Annotated in this window: 15 protein-coding genes and 1 pseudogene; all 16 read right to left on the bottom strand. The window is 68.9% G+C overall.

Annotated features, from left to right (window positions below; all coding sequences use genetic code 11):
- Nucleotides 1-21: 21 nt before the first annotated feature.
- Complete coding sequence (locus ACY48E_RS14745) at nt 22-525, bottom strand: WKL family lipoprotein (protein ID WP_462872975.1); 504 nt, start codon at nt 523-525, stop codon at nt 22-24.
- 113 nt (nt 526-638) lie between these two features.
- Complete coding sequence (locus ACY48E_RS14740) at nt 639-1949, bottom strand: DNA polymerase IV (RefSeq protein ID WP_462873019.1); 1311 nt, start codon at nt 1947-1949, stop codon at nt 639-641.
- A 79-nt stretch (nt 1950-2028) separates the two neighbouring features.
- Complete coding sequence (locus ACY48E_RS14735) at nt 2029-2670, bottom strand: peptide deformylase (protein WP_462872974.1); 642 nt, start codon at nt 2668-2670, stop codon at nt 2029-2031.
- Nucleotides 2671-2741: 71 nt separating this feature from the next.
- A pseudogene (gene ileS / locus ACY48E_RS14730) lies at nt 2742-5882 on the bottom strand (isoleucine--tRNA ligase); the annotation flags it as partial.
- Between the two features lie 228 nt (nt 5883-6110).
- Nucleotides 6111-6290, bottom strand: a complete 180-nt coding sequence (locus ACY48E_RS14725) for a hypothetical protein (RefSeq protein ID WP_462872973.1) — start codon at nt 6288-6290, stop codon at nt 6111-6113.
- A 6-nt stretch (nt 6291-6296) separates the two neighbouring features.
- A complete protein-coding gene (gene wag31, locus ACY48E_RS14720) occupies nt 6297-7190 on the bottom strand; it encodes a DivIVA-like cell division protein Wag31 (RefSeq protein WP_462872972.1) in 894 nt (297 codons plus the stop codon).
- 181 nt (nt 7191-7371) lie between these two features.
- Nucleotides 7372-7656: a YggT family protein gene (locus ACY48E_RS14715; RefSeq protein ID WP_462872971.1), complete on the bottom strand. Its 285-nt coding sequence runs from the start codon at nt 7654-7656 to the stop codon at nt 7372-7374.
- A gap of 58 nt (nt 7657-7714) precedes the next feature.
- Nucleotides 7715-8383 carry a cell division protein SepF gene (locus ACY48E_RS14710; protein WP_462872970.1) on the bottom strand — a complete coding sequence of 223 codons (669 nt, stop codon included), beginning with the start codon at nt 8381-8383 and terminating at the stop codon, nt 7715-7717.
- 73 nt (nt 8384-8456) lie between these two features.
- Nucleotides 8457-9188 carry a YggS family pyridoxal phosphate-dependent enzyme gene (locus ACY48E_RS14705; protein WP_462872969.1) on the bottom strand — a complete coding sequence of 244 codons (732 nt, stop codon included), beginning with the start codon at nt 9186-9188 and terminating at the stop codon, nt 8457-8459.
- Nucleotides 9178-9894, bottom strand: a complete 717-nt coding sequence (gene pgeF, locus ACY48E_RS14700) for a peptidoglycan editing factor PgeF (protein ID WP_462872968.1) — start codon at nt 9892-9894, stop codon at nt 9178-9180. Before pgeF ends, ACY48E_RS14705 begins: the two co-directional genes overlap by 11 nt.
- Before the next feature lie 10 nt (nt 9895-9904).
- Entirely contained in the window at nt 9905-11098 is a 1194-nt protein-coding gene (ftsZ, locus tag ACY48E_RS14695) for a cell division protein FtsZ (RefSeq protein WP_462872967.1), read from the bottom strand.
- 205 nt (nt 11099-11303) lie between these two features.
- A complete protein-coding gene (locus ACY48E_RS14690) occupies nt 11304-12158 on the bottom strand; it encodes a cell division protein FtsQ/DivIB (RefSeq protein ID WP_462872966.1) in 855 nt (284 codons plus the stop codon).
- Nucleotides 12155-13615: a UDP-N-acetylmuramate--L-alanine ligase gene (gene murC / locus ACY48E_RS14685; protein ID WP_462872965.1), complete on the bottom strand. Its 1461-nt coding sequence runs from the start codon at nt 13613-13615 to the stop codon at nt 12155-12157. The genes ACY48E_RS14690 and murC overlap by 4 nt, the downstream gene beginning before the upstream one ends.
- Nucleotides 13612-14760: an undecaprenyldiphospho-muramoylpentapeptide beta-N-acetylglucosaminyltransferase gene (gene murG, locus ACY48E_RS14680; RefSeq protein WP_462872964.1), complete on the bottom strand. Its 1149-nt coding sequence runs from the start codon at nt 14758-14760 to the stop codon at nt 13612-13614. The genes murC and murG overlap by 4 nt, the downstream gene beginning before the upstream one ends.
- Nucleotides 14757-16019: a putative lipid II flippase FtsW gene (gene ftsW, locus ACY48E_RS14675; RefSeq protein WP_462873018.1), complete on the bottom strand. Its 1263-nt coding sequence runs from the start codon at nt 16017-16019 to the stop codon at nt 14757-14759. Before ftsW ends, murG begins: the two co-directional genes overlap by 4 nt.
- Nucleotides 16020-16069: 50 nt before the next feature.
- Nucleotides 16070-17530, bottom strand: coding sequence for a UDP-N-acetylmuramoyl-L-alanine--D-glutamate ligase (gene murD / locus ACY48E_RS14670; protein WP_462872963.1), 1461 nt, complete (start codon nt 17528-17530; stop codon nt 16070-16072).
- Nucleotides 17531-17532: the final 2 nt, after the last annotated feature.

Here is a 17532-nt window from a genome sequence, read left to right as displayed (position 1 = left end):
TGGGCGCTGCCTGCGCGGGAACTACGGGGTGCAGGCGGGGGTGGAGATCTGCGCCAGGTTGACGATCTGGCAGGCGTTCTCCTTGGAGAGCTTCCACTTGCCGTCCTCGGCCACGAAGCCCACCTGCAGCGGGTTGCTCTGACCGTTGACGTTCAACGTTCCGCTCGCGCTGAGGGTGCCGTCGCCGAGGTCGGTGACATCGGTGACCACGATGGTCGCACCGGCGGCGCGGGCAGCGTCGGCAACCTTGTTGATCAGCTCGGGGTCGGCCTCGGCGCCCTGGACGAGGGCGACCTTCTCGGCGAGCGGGACCGAGGGATCGAACCCACGCGCGAGCTCGGCGTTCAGATCGGCGGCAGTCGGAACGGGAGGCAGGTTGCCCGCAGGAGCTGCAGCCGTGGTGGTTGCGGCGGCCTTGGTGGCGGTCGCGGGGGTGCTGCTGTCCGAGCCGCAGGCGGTGAGAGTGAGCGCGGCGGCGATGGCGACACCGCCGACGAGCAGACGTCCGGAGTTACGAAGCTTCAACAGTTCGTCCTTTTCCCTGGTTCAGGTTCCCCGGGTCGGGAACGCGTCATCGGGGAACCTTACCGACCGCTTCTGTGGAAAGCCTAAATCCACCGACACCCCAGCTCCGCGGCCTAATCGAGCGAGCCGAGGGGGTCCGCCTCCGACAACGACGGATCATCGTGGGCGAACGTGCGGGCCACTCCCGAACCCGTGCTGCGGGTTTCGAAACGGACCGTGACCACGTCGTGACCCGCCCCCTGAACCCAACCGTGACCGAACTCGGTGTGCGAGACGTCCATACCTGCGCGCCAGCGCACCGGGCCGCCCGACGGCGCAGCCGGGTCGAGGTCGGGGGTGTCGGGGTCGGGGGTGTCGGGGTCGGGGGTGTCGGATACGCGGGAGCGGTCGAGTTCGGGGAAGAGGGACTCCTGCCGCACCGAGGTCAGCCCGCCGAGCCCGACGCCGACCAGGCGCACCGCCCCGAACTCCGCAGGGTCCGGTGCCATGCGCTCGGCGGTTGCGGAGATGGTCTCGACGTCGGCGGTCGCGTACGGCAGCGTCATCGAGCGCGTGGTGATGCTCATGTCGGTTCGTCGCAGTTTGAGCACGACGGTGCGTGCGCCGCGCCCGTCGGCGAGCAGCCGCCGGTGAGCCGACTGCGCCACCGCACCGATGACCACGACCAGCTCGGACCTGGCGACGAGGTCTGCTTCGAGGGTGGTCTCGGCGCTGATCTGCTTGGCCTCGGCGCGCTCGTGGACCGGCCGATCGTCGTGGCCGCGGGCGAGGCGATGCAGCGTCGGGCCCACGGCCGAGCCCAGCACCGAGGCAACCTCGGATTCGGGCATCGCCGCGAGGGCGCCCACGGTCTCCACGCCCAGCCGCCGCAATCTCTCCTGCGCGACGGGTCCGATACCCCACAGTGTGCGTACCGAAAGCGAGGCGAGGAGCGACGGTTGACGGTCCGGTGCCACCACCGCGATGCCGTCGGGCTTGGCCAGTCCGGAGGCGATCTTGGCGATCTGCTTGCCCGACCCGGCCCCGACCGACGCGACCAACCCGCTGGCCGAGAGCACCGCGGCGCGGAGCCGCGTGCAGTACTGCTCGACCTGTGCGGCCGTGGCGCCGACCAGTTCGCTCGGCTCGCCGAACGCCTCGTCGAGGGACAGTTGCTCGATCACCGGGATCATCTCTCGCACGGTCTCGAACACCGTGGCGCTCAACGCCGAATACAGCACGAACCGCGGCGGCAACACCACGGCAGCGGCGCCGACCAACCGCACGGCCTGGTGCATCGGCATGGCGGATCGGGCTCCGAAGCGTCGGGCCTGGTAGCTGGCACCGGCGACGACGCCCCGGCCACCCACACCGCCCACGAGGACGGGGCGATCGCGCAGTGTCGGACGGGTCAGTTGCTCGGCGGAGGCGAAGAACGCGTCCATGTCCAGGTGCACCACCCACCGGCGGCTGCGGCACTGCGGTGACCCCAGCACCGATCCAGCGCCAGTGCCGCTCACGCAGTCAGATCTCGTCGTCCGACCCGAACCCGAGTTCACGCGCCGCGTGCTCGGCGGTGGGCTGACTCCACAGCCGCTGATACGACTCGTTGGTGGCGAGCGAGCGCATCTCGGCCTTGTCGACGTAGAGCGTGCCGTCGAGGTGATCGGTCTCGTGCTGGACGATGCGGGCGGGCCAGCCGTCGTAACGCTGGCTCACGGTGCGACCCGAGAAGTCGAGCGCATCGAGCCGAATGGACGCATGACGGGTGACGACGGCCTGGTAGCCGGGCACGCTCAGGCAGCCCTCGTAGAACGAGCGGGCTCCCCCGATGGGCGTGTACCGCGGATCGATGAGGATCTGGAACGGCTGCGGAGTGCGGTCACGAGCCTCGACGATCTCCGAATCGACCGGATACACGTCCTCGATCACCGCCAACCGCAGCGGGATCCCGATCTGGGGCGCCGCCAGACCCACCCCGGGTGCCTCGTACATCGTCTGGCGCATCACCTCGATGATGCGGTCGAACACCTCGATGGGGTAGCTGAAGTCGTACGACACCGCGGGTCGGCGCAGCACCGGATCGCCCGCGTGGACGATGGGCGCCACCCCGTCCACCGCCGTGGCCAGAACCTGCTCGACGATCTCCCGCACGTCGGCACTCATCACGAGATCTCCCCTGTTGTCGTCCCGGCAGCCGTGTTCCCGGCCACCGTCCCCCCGGTCAGCGCTCCCGACACGCGAACGAGCCGGGCACGCACATCGTCGCCCAATTCCACCGCATCCGCGCCCACCTCGCCGACTTCGAGGGCGACGGCCAGGATCTCACCCGCGATCAGCTCACGGTGGGCGTCGAACCAGGGCCGGCGCGCAGCGGGCACATCGATCCGCACCTCGATGCGGTCGGAGACGTCGAATCCGGCGGCGCGACGGGCATCCTGCAGCTCCCGGATCCGATCCTTCGCCCACCCCTCGGCCTCGAGGTCCTCGGTGAGGGTGCGGTCGAGTACCACCAGGCCCGCATTGCCGGGCAGCGCGGCCGTCGACTCGGGCTCGGCGGCAACCAGTCGGCGAGTGAACTCCGAATCCAGCAACTGCACACCGGCGGCGGTGACCACGCCGTCGTTCTCGCTCCACTCACCGGCCTTGACGGCCTTGATCACCGCCTGGACCTGCTTGCCCAGGCGCGGACCGGCCGCCCGTGCGTTGACCACCAGCTCGAAGACGCCGTGCGCGTCGACGTCGGAGGTGAGCACCACCTCCTTGACATTCACCTCGTCCTCGAGAAGGTCGACGAACGGCCGCAACCTCTCGGCGCCCTCGGCGGCGACGGTCATCGACGGCAACGGCAGGCGCACCCGCAGGTTCGCCGCCTTGCGCAGGCTCAACGCCGATCCGCACACCGCGCGCACCTCGTCCATCGACGACACCAGGGCGGGATCGGCCGGCAGATCGGCAGCGGTGGGCCACGACGCCAGGTGCACCGACCGCTCCCCGGTCAATCCGCGCCACACCACCTCGCTGATCAGCGGCAGCAACGGGGCGGTGAGCCTGGTGAGCACCTCCAGCACGGTGTGCAGGGTGTCGATGGCATCGGCGTCCTCGTCCCAGAACCGCTGACGCGAGCGCCGCACGTACCAGTTGGTGAGCGCGTCGCAGAACAGTCGCACCTGCTCGCACGCCCCGGAGATGTCGACGACCTCGAGCGACTCGGTGACCGCCGACGTGGTCTCGGCCAGCTTGGCCAACACGTACCGGTCGAGCACGTGGGTGGAGTCGGTGCGCCACGTTCCGGGCGTCGAGGCGTAGAGCTGCAGGAAGCTCCAGGCGTTCCAGATCGGCAGCAGCGCATGGCGAACACCCTCGCGGATCCCCTGCTCGGTGACCACCAGGTTGCCCCCACGCAGGATGGGCGAGGACATCAGGAACCACCGCATGGCGTCGGACCCGTCGCGGTCGAACACCTCGTTGACGTCCGGGTAGTTGCGCTTGGACTTGCTCATCTTCTGGCCGTCGTCGCCGAGGACGATGCCGTGCGCGGCGACGGTGGCGAACGCGGGGCGGTCGAACAGCGACGTCGCCAACACGTGCAGGGTGTAGAACCACCCGCGGGTCTGCCCGTTGTACTCGACGATGAAGTCGCCCGGATTGTGCCCGGACACCGTGGGCGTGCCGTCGAACCAGTCCTTGTTCTCGAACGGGTAGTGCACCTGGGCGAACGGCATGGCCCCGGACTCGAACCAGCAGTCGAGCACCTCGGGCACCCGCCGCATCACCGAGCGGCCCGTCGGATCGTCCGGGTTGGGCCGAGTGAGCTCGTCGATGAACGGCCGATGCAGGTCGGTCGGTCGTACCCCGAAATCCGCCTCCAACTCGTCGAGCGAGCCGTAGACATCCACCCGCGGGTAGGCGGGATCGTCGGAGACCCACACCGGGATGGGGCTGCCCCAGTAGCGATTACGACTGATGTTCCAGTCGCGAGCGCCCTCGAGCCACTTGCCGAACTGACCGTCGCGAATATGTTCGGGCACCCACGTGATCTGCTGGTTCAACTCCACCATGCGATCGCGGAAGCTGGTCACCGCGACGAACCACGACGGCACCGCCATGTAGATCAGCGGTTGCCCACTGCGCCAACTGTGCGGGTAGGAGTGCTCGATGGTCTCCTGCCGGAACAACCTCCCCGACCGCTTGAGGTCGGCGATGATCACCGGGTTGGCGTCGAAGATCATCAACCCCTCGTACGGCGGCACCATCGCTGTGAACCGGCCCCCCGGGTCGAGGGGCTGGACCACCTCGATGCCGTTGGCGGTGGCCACGTCCATGTCCTCCTCACCGAACGCCGGCGCCAGGTGCACGATCCCGGTGCCGGAGTCGGTGGTGACGTAATCGGCTGCAAGCACCCGGTGGGAATTGGCGTGTCCGAGGAAGAAGTCGAAGGGCGGGCGGTAGCTCAGCCCGACCAGATCCGCGCCGGTGTGCTCGGAGACGACCGTGGGCTGCTCACCGAGTTCACGGGCGTAGTGCGCCAGCCGATCGCGCGCCAGCACCACCCGGCCGCCGTCGGCGTCCTCGACCTGCACGTAGTCGATGTCCTCGCGCACCGCCATCGCCAGGTTCGACGGCAGGGTCCACGGCGTGGTGGTCCAGATCAGAGCATCGGCACCGTCGAGTGCGGACCCTGGCGCGCTCAGTGTCATTCGGACCGTCACGGCCGGGTCCTGGCGCATCTTGTAGGCGTCGTCGAGGCGCGTCTCCTGATTCGACAGCGGCGTCTGTTCGTACCAGGAGTACGGCAGCACTCGGAAACCCTGATAGATCAGGCCCTTCTCCCACAGCGCCTTGAACGCCCACATGACCGATTCCATGTAGTCGAGGTCGAGCGTCTTGTAATCGTTGTCGAAGTCCACCCAGCGGGCCTGGCGGGTGACGTAGTCGCGCCACTCTCCGGTGTAGCGCAGCACGGATTCGCGGCAGTAGGCGTTGAACTCGGCCATCCCCATGGCCTCGATCTGGGACTTGTCGGTGATCCCCAACTGCTTCTCGGCCTCGAGTTCGGCGGGCAACCCGTGGCAGTCCCACCCGAAGCGTCGCTCGACTCTCTTGCCGCGCATGGTCTGGTAGCGCGGGATCAGATCCTTGACGTAGCCGGTGAGGAGATGGCCGTAGTGCGGCAACCCGTTGGCGAAGGGAGGACCGTCGTAGAAGACGTACTCGTCGGCGTCGGCCCGCGCATCGATGGACGCCTGGAACGTGCCGTCCTGCGCCCAGGTGGCCAACACCTGCTGCTCCAGATCGGGGAATCGCACCGGGCCCCGGCCATCGGAGCCCTCACCGCTCTGCTCGGCGTAGCTCACCCGTGGGTACGAATCGGTCACCGCGCACTCCTGTGCCTGTAGAACTCGGCACGGGGACGACCCTCACGCTGGTGCGTGGGTGCCGCGGTACCACCCCGTTTGTCCGCGCCGCGTCGGGCAGCGAACCTCTCTCGCGGGCTGTGACGGGCCCACCCGTTCGGTTCTACTGAGAACGGGGCCCACGGGCACCCGCGCTGTTCTTCCGAAGACTCCCCGGTGATGGCCGGATCAACGCCGCTCGTGTGAAGTCTAGCTGTCGATGGTCCCGGACTTCTCCCGCTTACCGTCCAGCGCATGGACCAGGAGCAGAACCGCTCCGATCACACAGACACCGATACAGCCCCACGCCCACGCCACCGACCCCGTGGTGACGGCGAGTACGAGAAGGCCGAAGCCGATGCCGGCCAGAACCAGGATCAGGACCAGCACGGTCGATCAGTTGCTGCCCTTCGCGAACGACGACGGCCCGAAGCTGTTGGAGTTCGGGGTCGCGCTCGTGGAGTTGACCGTGGACGCGGAGTCCTTGGGGAAGCTGTCGGCGCCGGTGTCGACGGGCAGCGCGGACGAGCGCTGGTCGAGTTCCTGCAGCTGAGATTCCAGGTAGGACTTCAGACGCACCCGGTACTCGCGTTCGAAGGTCTTCAGACGCTCGATACGGTCCTCGAGGACGCTGCGCTGCTGGTTGATGGTCGCCATGATCTCGGTGTGCTTGCGCTCGGCGTCGCCTTCGAGCGCATCGGCCTTCTCCTTGGCTTGGCGCAACTGCGTCTCCGCGCGGGTCTGGGCGTCGGCCAGGAGCGCCTCCGACTTCTGCCGCGCCTCGGCGACCATGGCATCGGCACGCGTGCGCGCGTCCGCGACCATGCGCTCGGAGTTGGTGCGAGCGCTCCCGAGGAGCTGTTCGGACTCGCCCTTCGCGTCGCTGGTGAGGCGATCGGCCATCTCCTGGGCGAGGCCGAGGATCTTCGCTGCCTGCAGATTCGACTCGTCGGTGGACAGCCCGCCCGATGTCGGGGCCGCGGCGACGACGGGCGCGGGCTTGGGCGTTTCGACGACGGGACGAGCCTGCTCGACGACCGGGCGGGGCGCGACCACGGGTGCGGCGACGGTGGCTGCGGGGGCTTGGCGAGCTGCGTTCTTGGCCTCGGCCAACTCCTGGTCGAGCTCGCCCACTCGCTGCCGGAGGTCGGCGTTGTCCTCGATCAGACGGGAGAGCTCCTGCTCGACCAGGTCGAGGAACGCATCGACCTCGTCCTCGTTGTACCCGCGCTTACCGATCGGGGGCTTGCTGAACGCGACGTTGTGCACATCGGCGGGAGTCAGCGGCATGGAAGGTTCCCTTCACGCGGTGGTGTGTTCCGGTCGAGCGGTGATCGATCGAATTGTGCTCGGTCGAACACTGTTGCAGATTCGTTATACGAGATAGTTGCATCCCACAGGGCTTCGACACCCTGCATCGTGCGAATAGTAGTCCATTCTGTCACACCAGACACGTCCGTTGTCCGAGTGCTCACGCGGCACCTGCGGTGATGCGCATCCCGATGAACACCAGGAACAGCAGAATCATGATGGACAGGTCCAGTCGGACGCCGCCCAGATTGAGCGGCGGGATGAGCCGCCGCAGCAATTTCACCGGCGGGTCGGTGATGGTGAACACCGTTTCGAGAACCACCACGACGAAGCCCGTCGGCTGCCAATCACGGGCGAATGTACGCACGAACTCGACGATGATCCGGCCGATGAGCAGCAGCCAGAAGATGAACAGGGCGAAATAGAGCACTTGCAGGACGATCACGAGTTCACTCTGCCAGGTACCTCAGCACCGGGCCACCACGGCACGCCCGGCCGTCGCGTCACTTCTGACCGTAGAACCCTGTTTCGACGATTCGGCGCCGCTCTTCGGCCGAGACGTCGATGTCGGCGGGAGAGAGCAGGAACACCTTGGTGGCCACCTTGTCGAATGAGCCACGTAGCGCGAACGCGAGCCCGGCCGCGAAGTCGACCAGCCTCTTGGCGTCCGCGTTGGACATCTCGACCAGATCCATGATCACCGGTGTGCCGTCACGAAAGCGCTCGCCGATCACCCGTGCCTCGCTGTAGTCGCGGGGGCGCAGGGTGGTGATGGTCGAGGCAGGGGCGTCGTCGTACGCCGGTGCGCGACGCGGCTCGTCCCGGAGCTCCGTGCGGGGGTCCACTGCGAGCGCTCCCCGAGTCGAGGTGCGCGAACCGCCGCCCGAGGTGCGAGCGCTCGAACGGCTCGACCCACGCAGCGGCGCCACACCCGAATATGCTGGTTCGCGCTTGCCGTAGTCGGCGTCGCCGTACTCCCCGCCGGAGTAGTCGCGCCCGGCATGTTCGCGGTCGTCGTAGTCGTGGCCGCCGTACTCGTGATCGTCGTACCCGCGCCCGCTGTACCGGGACCGACCTGCGCGCGGCGCATCGGTATCTTCCAGGTAGTCGTCCTCGTACTCCGCGAGGGGCACCATGCCGAAGTAGGCCTTGACTTTGTGCAGCGTACTCATCGGTCTAACCTCCGTGACGGGTGTGGCGTACGGCGAAAAACGTGTCTGGTGTGACTGATGTTGTTCGTCGCTGTTACGGCGAGGCTATCGGCCGTCGACCCATGATGGCGGTTCCGACACGCACACACGTGGATCCGTGACGGACCGCCTGTTCCAGGTCACCGGTCATTCCGGCCGACCTCTCGACCGCCTCGGGGTGATCGACCAACAATCGTCGATGCAGCTCGGCGAGCAGCGCGAACTGCTCGTTCGCGTCGGAGCCGAGCGGTGGAACCGCCATCACCCCGCGCAGCCGCAGCGACGACGCGGTGGCGACCAGATCGGCCAGCGCCGGGAGCTCGTCGGCAACCACTCCCCCGCGGGCGACGTCGCCATCGAGGCTCACCTGCACCAACACGTCGACGGGCGCGGATCGGACGCCGTCGTCGAGGGCCCGCGTGGCCGCCGTGTCGAGTGCCGCCACCAACCGTGGGGTGTCGACCGAGTGGATCGAACTCGCCCACGCCGCAACCGCTCTCGCCTTGTTGCGCTGAACCCGTCCGATCATGTGCCAGCGCACCGCGTCGGTTCCGATCTCGGCCACCTTGGCCGAGGCCTCCTGTTCGCGGGACTCCGCGACGTCCGTACATCCCAACTCGATCAGGATTCGCACGTCCGACGCCGGGAAGAACTTGGTCACCGGCAGCAACGTCACCTCGCGCCGACCACGACCGGCGGCGTCGCACGCCGCATCCACTCGTGCCCGCACCTCCGCGAGCGCGGTCGACAGCTCGTCGCGCCGGCGTGCGATGGCGTCACTCGACACGGGAGTCGGTCCAGATCACGCTGGCGAATCGGCCGGTGGGGTTGGCCCGACGGTGGCTGTAGAGGGTGCGATCGGCCATGGTGTCCCGCGGATCCTGCGCCACGCCCGCGATCCCCGCCTCGAGCAACTGCCGACGGATACCGGCGCGAATGTCCAGGCCGGGTGTACGGGACCGCGTGGTGGTGGCACTGCCGGGCAGATGCGCCTCGACGTCGCGCTGCATCGCTGCCGGCACCTCGTAGTAGTCACCACTGGCAGCAGGACCGAGGAACCCCTCGATCCGCTCGAGTGTCGCCCCGGCGCCCACCATCACCTCGAGCACCCGCGGGACGATGCCGATTCGAGCGCCCACCCGCCCCGCGTGACACGCGGCGATCACTCCGCTGTCGGGGTCGGAGAGAAGAACCGGCACGCAGTCCGCGGTCAGGACGGCCAGAGCCAGATCGGGTTCGGCGGTCACGACGGCATCGGTGGCCTCGAGGGGACCGTCGACCGGACCGTCGACCACCGCGACCGTGCGCGAATGAATTTGGTCCATCCACACCATCCGGGCCGGGTCGACACCGATCTCCTGCGCCAACCGCCTGCGGTTGTGGGCCACCGCCGACGGATCGTCGCCGACGTGGTCCCCGAGATTGAACGACTCGTACGGCCCACTGGAGACCCCGCCCGCGCGGGAGGTCACCACACGCCTGATGCGGCTCACGAGCCGACCGTCACCGCCGCATGAACGACGGGACGTCGACGTCGTCGTCACCGTCGTCCTCGGTCACCGGCACACGCCGCGAGGAGGGCTCACCGAGCGGCGGCAGCGATGAGCCGTGCGCGTGCGCGGGACGAGAGGCCGGTGCGGGTTCGGTGTCCCGGAACACGGCCGGTCCCGGATCCTCGGAGATCGAGCCGGCACGGCCGCTGGCAACGGACGTTCGCGAGGCCGGGGCCTCGATCGGGCGTCGCGTCGGGCCGTTGCCGTCGAAGCCCGCCGCGATCACCGTGACACGCACCTCGTCGCCGAGCGAATCGTCGATGACCGTCCCGAAGATGATGTTCGCATCGATGTGGGCCGCCTCCTGCACCAGCGACGCAGCCTCGTTGATCTCGAACAGCCCCAGATCGGACCCGCCGGCGATCGACAGGAGCACCCCGCGCGCGCCTTCCATCGACGCCTCGAGCAGCGGTGAGTTGATCGCGGATTCGGCGGCCTTGATCGCCCGACCCTCGCCGCGCGCGGACCCGATGCCCATCAGCGCACTGCCGGCTCCCGACATCACACCCTTGACGTCGGCGAAGTCGACGTTGATCAGGCCGGGGGTGGTGATGAGGTCGGTGATGCCCTGGACACCGTTGAGGAGTACCTCGTCCGCGCTACGGAACGCGTCCATGAGGCTGACCGCGGCATCGCCGAGCTGGAGCAGACGATCGTTGGGGATCACGATGAGCGTGTCGCACGATTCGCGCAGCGAGGAGATGCCCGTGTCCGCCTGACCGCCGCGCCGCTTGCCTTCAAACGAGAACGGGCGGGTGACCACACCGACGGTGAGCGCACCGAGTTTGCGGGCGATGCTGGCCACCACCGGGGCACCACCGGTTCCCGTACCACCACCCTCACCGGCGGTGACGAACACCATGTCCGCACCCTTGAGGACCTCCTCGATCTCGTCCTTGTGGTCCTCGGCCGCGCGACGACCGACCTCGGGATCGGCACCGGCACCGAGGCCGCGGGTGAGTTCGCGTCCGACGTCGAGCTTGACGTCGGCATCCGACATCAGCAGAGCCTGCGCGTCGGTGTTGACGGCGATGAACTCGACTCCCTTGAGTCCCTGCTCGATCATGCGGTTGACAGCATTGACACCGCCGCCGCCGATACCGACGACCTTGATAACCGCGAGGTAATTGTGCGGGGGCGTCATGGGCTCTCGCCTTCCGTGGTGATGGTGCAGGTGCCGTGATGGTGCAGGTGCCGTGATGGTTGAGGTGTCGTGATCGGGACCGAACTCTCGACCTCAACTACAGCTTCATAGTTATGTCAAGTTGTCGACCACTCGAACGCTAGAGACCGATCCCACCGGGTTCCGTTAGGCGCGCCGATGCGGCGAGAACTGTTTTCGCGGTGGATCAGCGCGTGGTGGGAAGGTCCGGACTCGACACGTCGAACACCCCGCCCGGCTGAGTGAGCAGGGGCACGGCGACGGCCGCTTTGCGCTCGACGTCGCGAGCAGCGCCCATGATCACCGTGCGCCCGTCGAGCAGGGTCAAGGTGACCGCCGACGGACTGGGCGCCGCAACCGATCCCACCTGCGCCCGCAACGGCATCGGCAGCGAGGTCAGCACGGACAGAGCGGCCCGCGTTTCGAGGTTGCCCTCCCCCGGCGCCCCGACAACCAGACGAACCACGCCCGGCGGGGGCGGCGCCACCGCGAAATCAACTCCGGTGGCGTCCATCAGATGTGTGCCACCGGGGCCGTCGAAGAACACCTCCGGCACCCGTTCGACGACCGTCACCCGCACCGTCGACGGGTACGAGCGCCGCACCCGGACGCTGGCCACGGGCGCAATTCCCGCCACCCGCTGCGCGGCGGCGGCGGTGTCCACCCGCGGCAGCGGGGTCCCGAGGGCGATGTCGGCAGCAGCCAGGATCACCTCGGTGGGCACCGCGACATTGCCCTCGACCTGCACCGAATCCACCGACAGCAGCGGCCCGGCGTAGGCGAGGCCGGTCAGTACCGAGACCGACACCAGGATCCCGGCGACGATCAGTCGAGCGCGGCGGCCACCGAATCGGGCGGTGCGTTCTCCTCGCCGCCCGCGCCCACGCTGCGACGGTCGCCGAGTTCGGGTGCGTGAGCCCGGACGAGACACCCCGGCGCCGGTCGCTCTCGACCCGCCGCTCCTGGTGCGCCCGCCTCTCGTGCTCCCGCTTCTGGTGTCCGTGCTGCGCGCTGCGCGGCCACCGAGGGTGCGTGTGCTCATCGGCCGACCTCCGGCACGCCGGGTGATGCGCGAAGGGCATCGAGTATCAAGGGACCCTGCATGGTCACGTCACCGGCTCCCATCGTCACCACGATGTCGCCGGCACGGCACAGAGCCGCGACCTGGCGGGGGACCTGCGAGAGGTCGGGCTGATAGTGGACCGGCCTGGTGACCAGCCGGGCGATCGACGCGCCACTGATCCCGGGCACCGGCTCCTCGCGGGCACCGTACACGTCGAGAACGACCACCTCGTCGGCCAGATCGAGTGCCGCGGCGAACTCGGCGGCGAAGGTCTCGGTGCGCGAGTACAGATGCGGTTGGAAGACCACCACCACCCGTCCGGATCCGGCGCCGGTGGCCACGATGTCCGCGGCGGCGGTGAGCACCGCTGCCACCTCGGTGGGGTGATGGGCGTAGTCATCGAACACTCGCACACCGCGTTCACGTCCGCGCAGCTGGAAACGGCGGTGGACGCCGGCGAAACCTGCAAGTCCCTCGATGGCCTCGTCGGTGTCGGCGCCCAACACCCGTGCGACCACCAGAGCTGCCAACGAGTTCAGCGCCATGTGCCGTCCCGGCACCGCCAGCCGTACCGTCCGCACGCGGTCCTCGTCGCCGAGTCGGAACTCGAGAACCCCGCCCACATCGCCGGGCTGCCACCCGAGCAATGTCGCGGCCCTCTCGACGCCCGCGACATCTGGATCGGCGCCGTACCCGAGCAGCGTCACGCCCTCGGGCGCACGTGCGACCACCCGCTGCGCCAGGGCGCGCGAGCCGGGGTCGTCGAGGCATACCACCAACACCCCGCCGGGTGTGAGTCGAGCGACGAAGCGGTCGAACACCTCGGTGTAGGCGGCGACGGAGCCGAAGTGATCGAGATGGTCTGCTTCGACGTTGGTGACGATGACGATGTTCGGGTCGTACTGAAGCAGCGAGCCGTCGCTCTCGTCCGCCTCGGCCACGAACACCCCGCCGCTGCCGTGGTGACTGTTGGTGCCCGCCTCGTTGAGTTCGCCCCCGACCGCGAACGACGGGTCGAACCCGCAGTGCTGCAGCGTGACAACCAGCATCGAGGTTGTCGAGGTCTTGCCGTGGGTGCCCGCGACGAGGACCGTTCGGTAGCCGGACATCAGCGAGGCCAGGACCGCCGGGCGCAGCACCACCGGGATGCCGCGCTCGCGGGCGGCGACGAGTTCGGGGTTGGACTTGGGGATCGCGGCCTCGGTGGTGACCACGACGGTCGGCCCACCGTCGAGCAGATCGAGAGCGTCGGCGTGGTGCCCGATCCTGATCTCGGCACCACGTGCACGCAGTGCGAGGACGCCGCGACTCTCCTTGGCGTCCGAGCCGGATACACGGGCACCGCGCGAGAGGAGGATACGAGCGATCCCGGACATCCCGGCTCCACCGATACCCACCATGTGCACGCGCGCGAGTTCGTCGGGCAGATCGGTCACGATCGACTCCGTCCCGCCCGGGCCACCTCGAGCACGATCCGTGCCACCTCGTCCGCGGCGCTGCGGTGACCGGCACCGGCCGCCGCCGAACTCATCGCTGCCACACGCTCGGGGTCGGTTGCCAACGCGGCGATGGTGGTTCCGACGTACTGCGGTGTGAGGTCGGCGTCGGCGACGATCACTCCCCCACCGGCCGCGACCACGGGTCGGGCGTTCAACTCCTGCTCCCCGTTGCCATGGGGCAAGGGTACGTAGAACGCGGGCAAGCCGACGGCCGACACTTCGGCGACGGTCATCGCACCCGACCTGCACACCGTGACGTCGGATGCGGCGTAGGCCAGATCCATCCGACTCAGGTAGGGCACCGCGACGTACGGCGCGCGAGCATCGTGCTGGGCCACCTCGAGCTCGTTCTTGCGCCCGTACGCATGCAGCACCGCCACACCCGCGCGAGCGAGGTCGGCTGCGGCGCCGGACACCGCGGCGTTGATCGAGCGCGCACCCTGCGAACCACCGGTGACCAGGAGCACCGGCCCCTGTGCGGGCAGACCGAAGTGCTCACGGGCATGCGCCCGCAACGCGGCCCGATCGAGACCCGTGATCGACGATCGCACAGGGATCCCGACGATCTCGGCATCCGAACCACCACGACCACCGATGCCCGAGTCGGGCACGGCGGCGAGCACGCGGGCGGCGACGGCGGCTCCGACCTTGTTGGCGATGCCCGCGCGCGCGTTGGCCTCGTGGACGACGATCGGGATCGCACGGGAGCGACGCAGCAGACGTGGTCGCGCGGCGAGGTACGCCGGAAGCGCCACGTAGCCACCGAAGCCGACGACCACGTCGGCGCGCACAGCTCGCAGCACCTCGCCGGTCCGGGCAACCGACGAGACAACTCGCGTGGGAAGTTTCAGCAGATCCACCGAGAGCGAGCGGGGCAGCGGCACCGGTGGGATCAGCTCCAGGGGGTATCCCCGCTCGGGTACCAGACGTGTCTCGAGACCACGGGAGGTCCCCAGTGCCGTGACGACGGCGGTGGGATCGAGAGCGCGGACGGCATCGGCGACGGCGAGCGCCGGTTCGATGTGCCCCGCCGTCCCTCCGCCGGCCACGACGACCGAGATCGGGGCCGATCTGTCGGTCATCGGCGCCGGCCCCGGGTGCGCCGTTCGGTGCGCGCCGGCTGCACCCGCGTGGGCAGCGGGCGGGCGCGCATCGAGGATCGCACTGGTGAGAACGGCTCGGGCGCAGGCAGTTTGAGAATGCGTCCGAAGGCACCGTCCTGTCCGGCCTGCAGGGCTGCGACGGCCTCGGGTTCGTGGCGCGCAGCGTTGGCCATCAGCCCGAGCACCGCCAGGGTGATGGCCGTCGACGTCCCGCCCGCCGAGATCAGGGGAAGCTGCAGGCCGGTCACCGGGAGCAGTCCCACCACGTAGCCGATGTTGATGATCGCCTGCGAGAAGATCCACACGGTGAAGGTGGCGACGAGAATCTTCACGAAGGGGTCGACCGAGCGTGCGGCGATTCGCAGACCGGCGAACACCAGCAGTGCCAGCAGGCCGATCACCGCGGCGCACCCGATGAAACCGAGTTCCTCGCCGATGATGGCGAAGATGAAGTCGTTGTGCGCGTTGGGCAGATAGTTCCACTTGGCTCGGCTCTGGCCGAGACCGCGGCCGAATATGCCGCCGTCGGCCAGCGAGTAGAGCGCTTGACGCGCCTGATAACCCGTGCCCTGCGGATCTGCGTTGGGATCGAAGAACGCCTTGATGCGAGCCGAGCGATATCCGGCGGTGAGTGCGAGCACCACCGCACCGATCCCCAGGCCACCGACCACCGCGCCGAAGATCCTGACGGGCAGACCGGCGAACCACAGCAAGGCCATGAGGATGATGCCCAGTGCCACGGTGGTACCGAGGTCGGGCTGCAGGACGATCAGCAGGAAGACCAGCAGCGCCGCCGGGACCAGCGGGATCAGCATGTCCTTGAGGTCGGCGCGTTCGGCGCGGCGCGATGCGAGCAGGTGCGCGCCCCACACCGCGAAGGTCACCTTCGCCATCTCCGACGGTTGAAAGCTCACTCCGGCGACGACGAACCAACCGCGCGTGCCCTGAGCGAGGGTGCCGATACCCGGGATGAGCACCAGGACCAGCAGCACCACCGACAGCACGAAGAACGGGAAGCTCGCGCGGCGAAGAAGCCGGATCGGGATGCGGAGCGCCACGAGGAACAGCACCAGCCCGAAGACGGTGAACATCGCCTGCCGAGTGAACATCGAGTAGGCGGAGCCGTCCTCCGCATAGGCCTCGACCGACGACGCCGAGAGCACCATGACCAGTCCGAGGATGGTCAGCAGAGCGGAGATGGTGACGATGAGGTGGAAGGAGGCCAGCGGGCGATCCATCCAGGTGCTGATGCGAACCCTGGCCGTTCCGGTGCGGTCGGGTGTGGTGGTCACCGACGGCCGCCGATGTCGGCGGCGGTCAGGGCGCGCGCGGCCGCGGCGAAGCTGTCGCCGCGGTGGCCGAAATTGCGGAACTGGTCGAACGAGGCCGTGGACGGAGCCAGCAGGACGGTCGAGCCGGCCACGGCCCGTGCAGCCGCGGCACGCACGATCGAGCGCATCACTTCATCACCTTCAGCCACAGAGGTATCAGACGCCACACCCGTATCGTCCCCCGACGGCACCCGAACCACGGGAACATCCGGCGCGTGTCGCGCGAGAGCCGCTGCGATCACATCCCCGTCACGTCCGAAGACCACCGCCGCGACCAGCCGCGATGCCACATCGACGACGAGATCGCTCACGTCGGCGCCCTTGAGGAGCCCGCCGGTGAGCCACACCACCTTCTCGTGCGCGAGGATCGACGCCCGCGCGGCGTGCGGGTTGGTGGCCTTGGAGTCGTCGACGAATCGAACCCCACCCACCTCGCAGACCAGCGCCGCCCGGTGCGGACCCACGGAGAACGAGGTCAGACCCTCGCGCACTGCGTCGGCGCCCACCCCGATCGCACGGGTCACCGCGGCCGCGGCCAGTGCGTCCTGCAGACCCGCCGGGCCGGGCGGGGTGATGTTCGATGCCGCGACCAGCGCGATCGGCTCGTCGGCCGTGTGATCGACCAGGTCCCCGTCGATCACACCGAAGCCGCCCACCGAGGGCTCACCAGCGGTGTAGCCGACCACCACCGGCGCCCGTACGCGCGGTGCGAGCGCCGCGGCACCGGGATCGTCGAGTCCGAGCACCGCGATCGAACCCGACACCGCGCGCAGTTTCGCCTCGGCGTAGGCGTCCATACTCCCGTGCCAGTCCAGGTGGTCCTCGGCGATGTTGAGCAGCACACCCGCATCCGGGCGCACCGACGGCGCCCAATGCAGCTGGAACGAGCTCAGCTCCGCCGCCAGCACCTCGACGCGCGGGCCGTGGCGGCGCAGCGCGTCCATGATCGGCAGGCCGATGTTCCCGCACGCGAGCACCGATCGACCCGACGCGGCCACGATGGCCTCCACCATCGACGTGGTGGTGGTCTTGCCGTTGGTGCCGGTGACCACCACCCAGGTTCGCGGCGGACCGAACACCTCGGCGCGGTCGATCCACCACGTGAACTCCACATCACCCCACACCGGCACGCCCGCCGCGGCGGCCGCGACCAGCACCGGCGTCAACGGGCTCGGCCCCGGGCTGGTGATCACCAGGTCGACCTCGCTCACCGCGGCGATCGCCTCCGGCGAGTCGATCTCCATGGTGTGCGCACCGAGCGCGCGGCACTCGGCCCGCGCCGTCGGGTTCGAGTCCGCCACCGTGAGATCGGCGCCCAGGTCGACGGCCACCGGAATCACCGCGCGGCCGGACACTCCCCCGCCGACGACGAGGACCCGTCGGCCGGCCAGATCGGCCGGCAGGGTGGGCCCCGCCATCG

The organism is Rhodococcus sp. AZ1, from assembly GCF_054979605.1.
The sequence above is the reverse complement of the archived record's forward strand: the minus strand, read 5'-3'. Positions and strand labels throughout refer to the sequence as shown.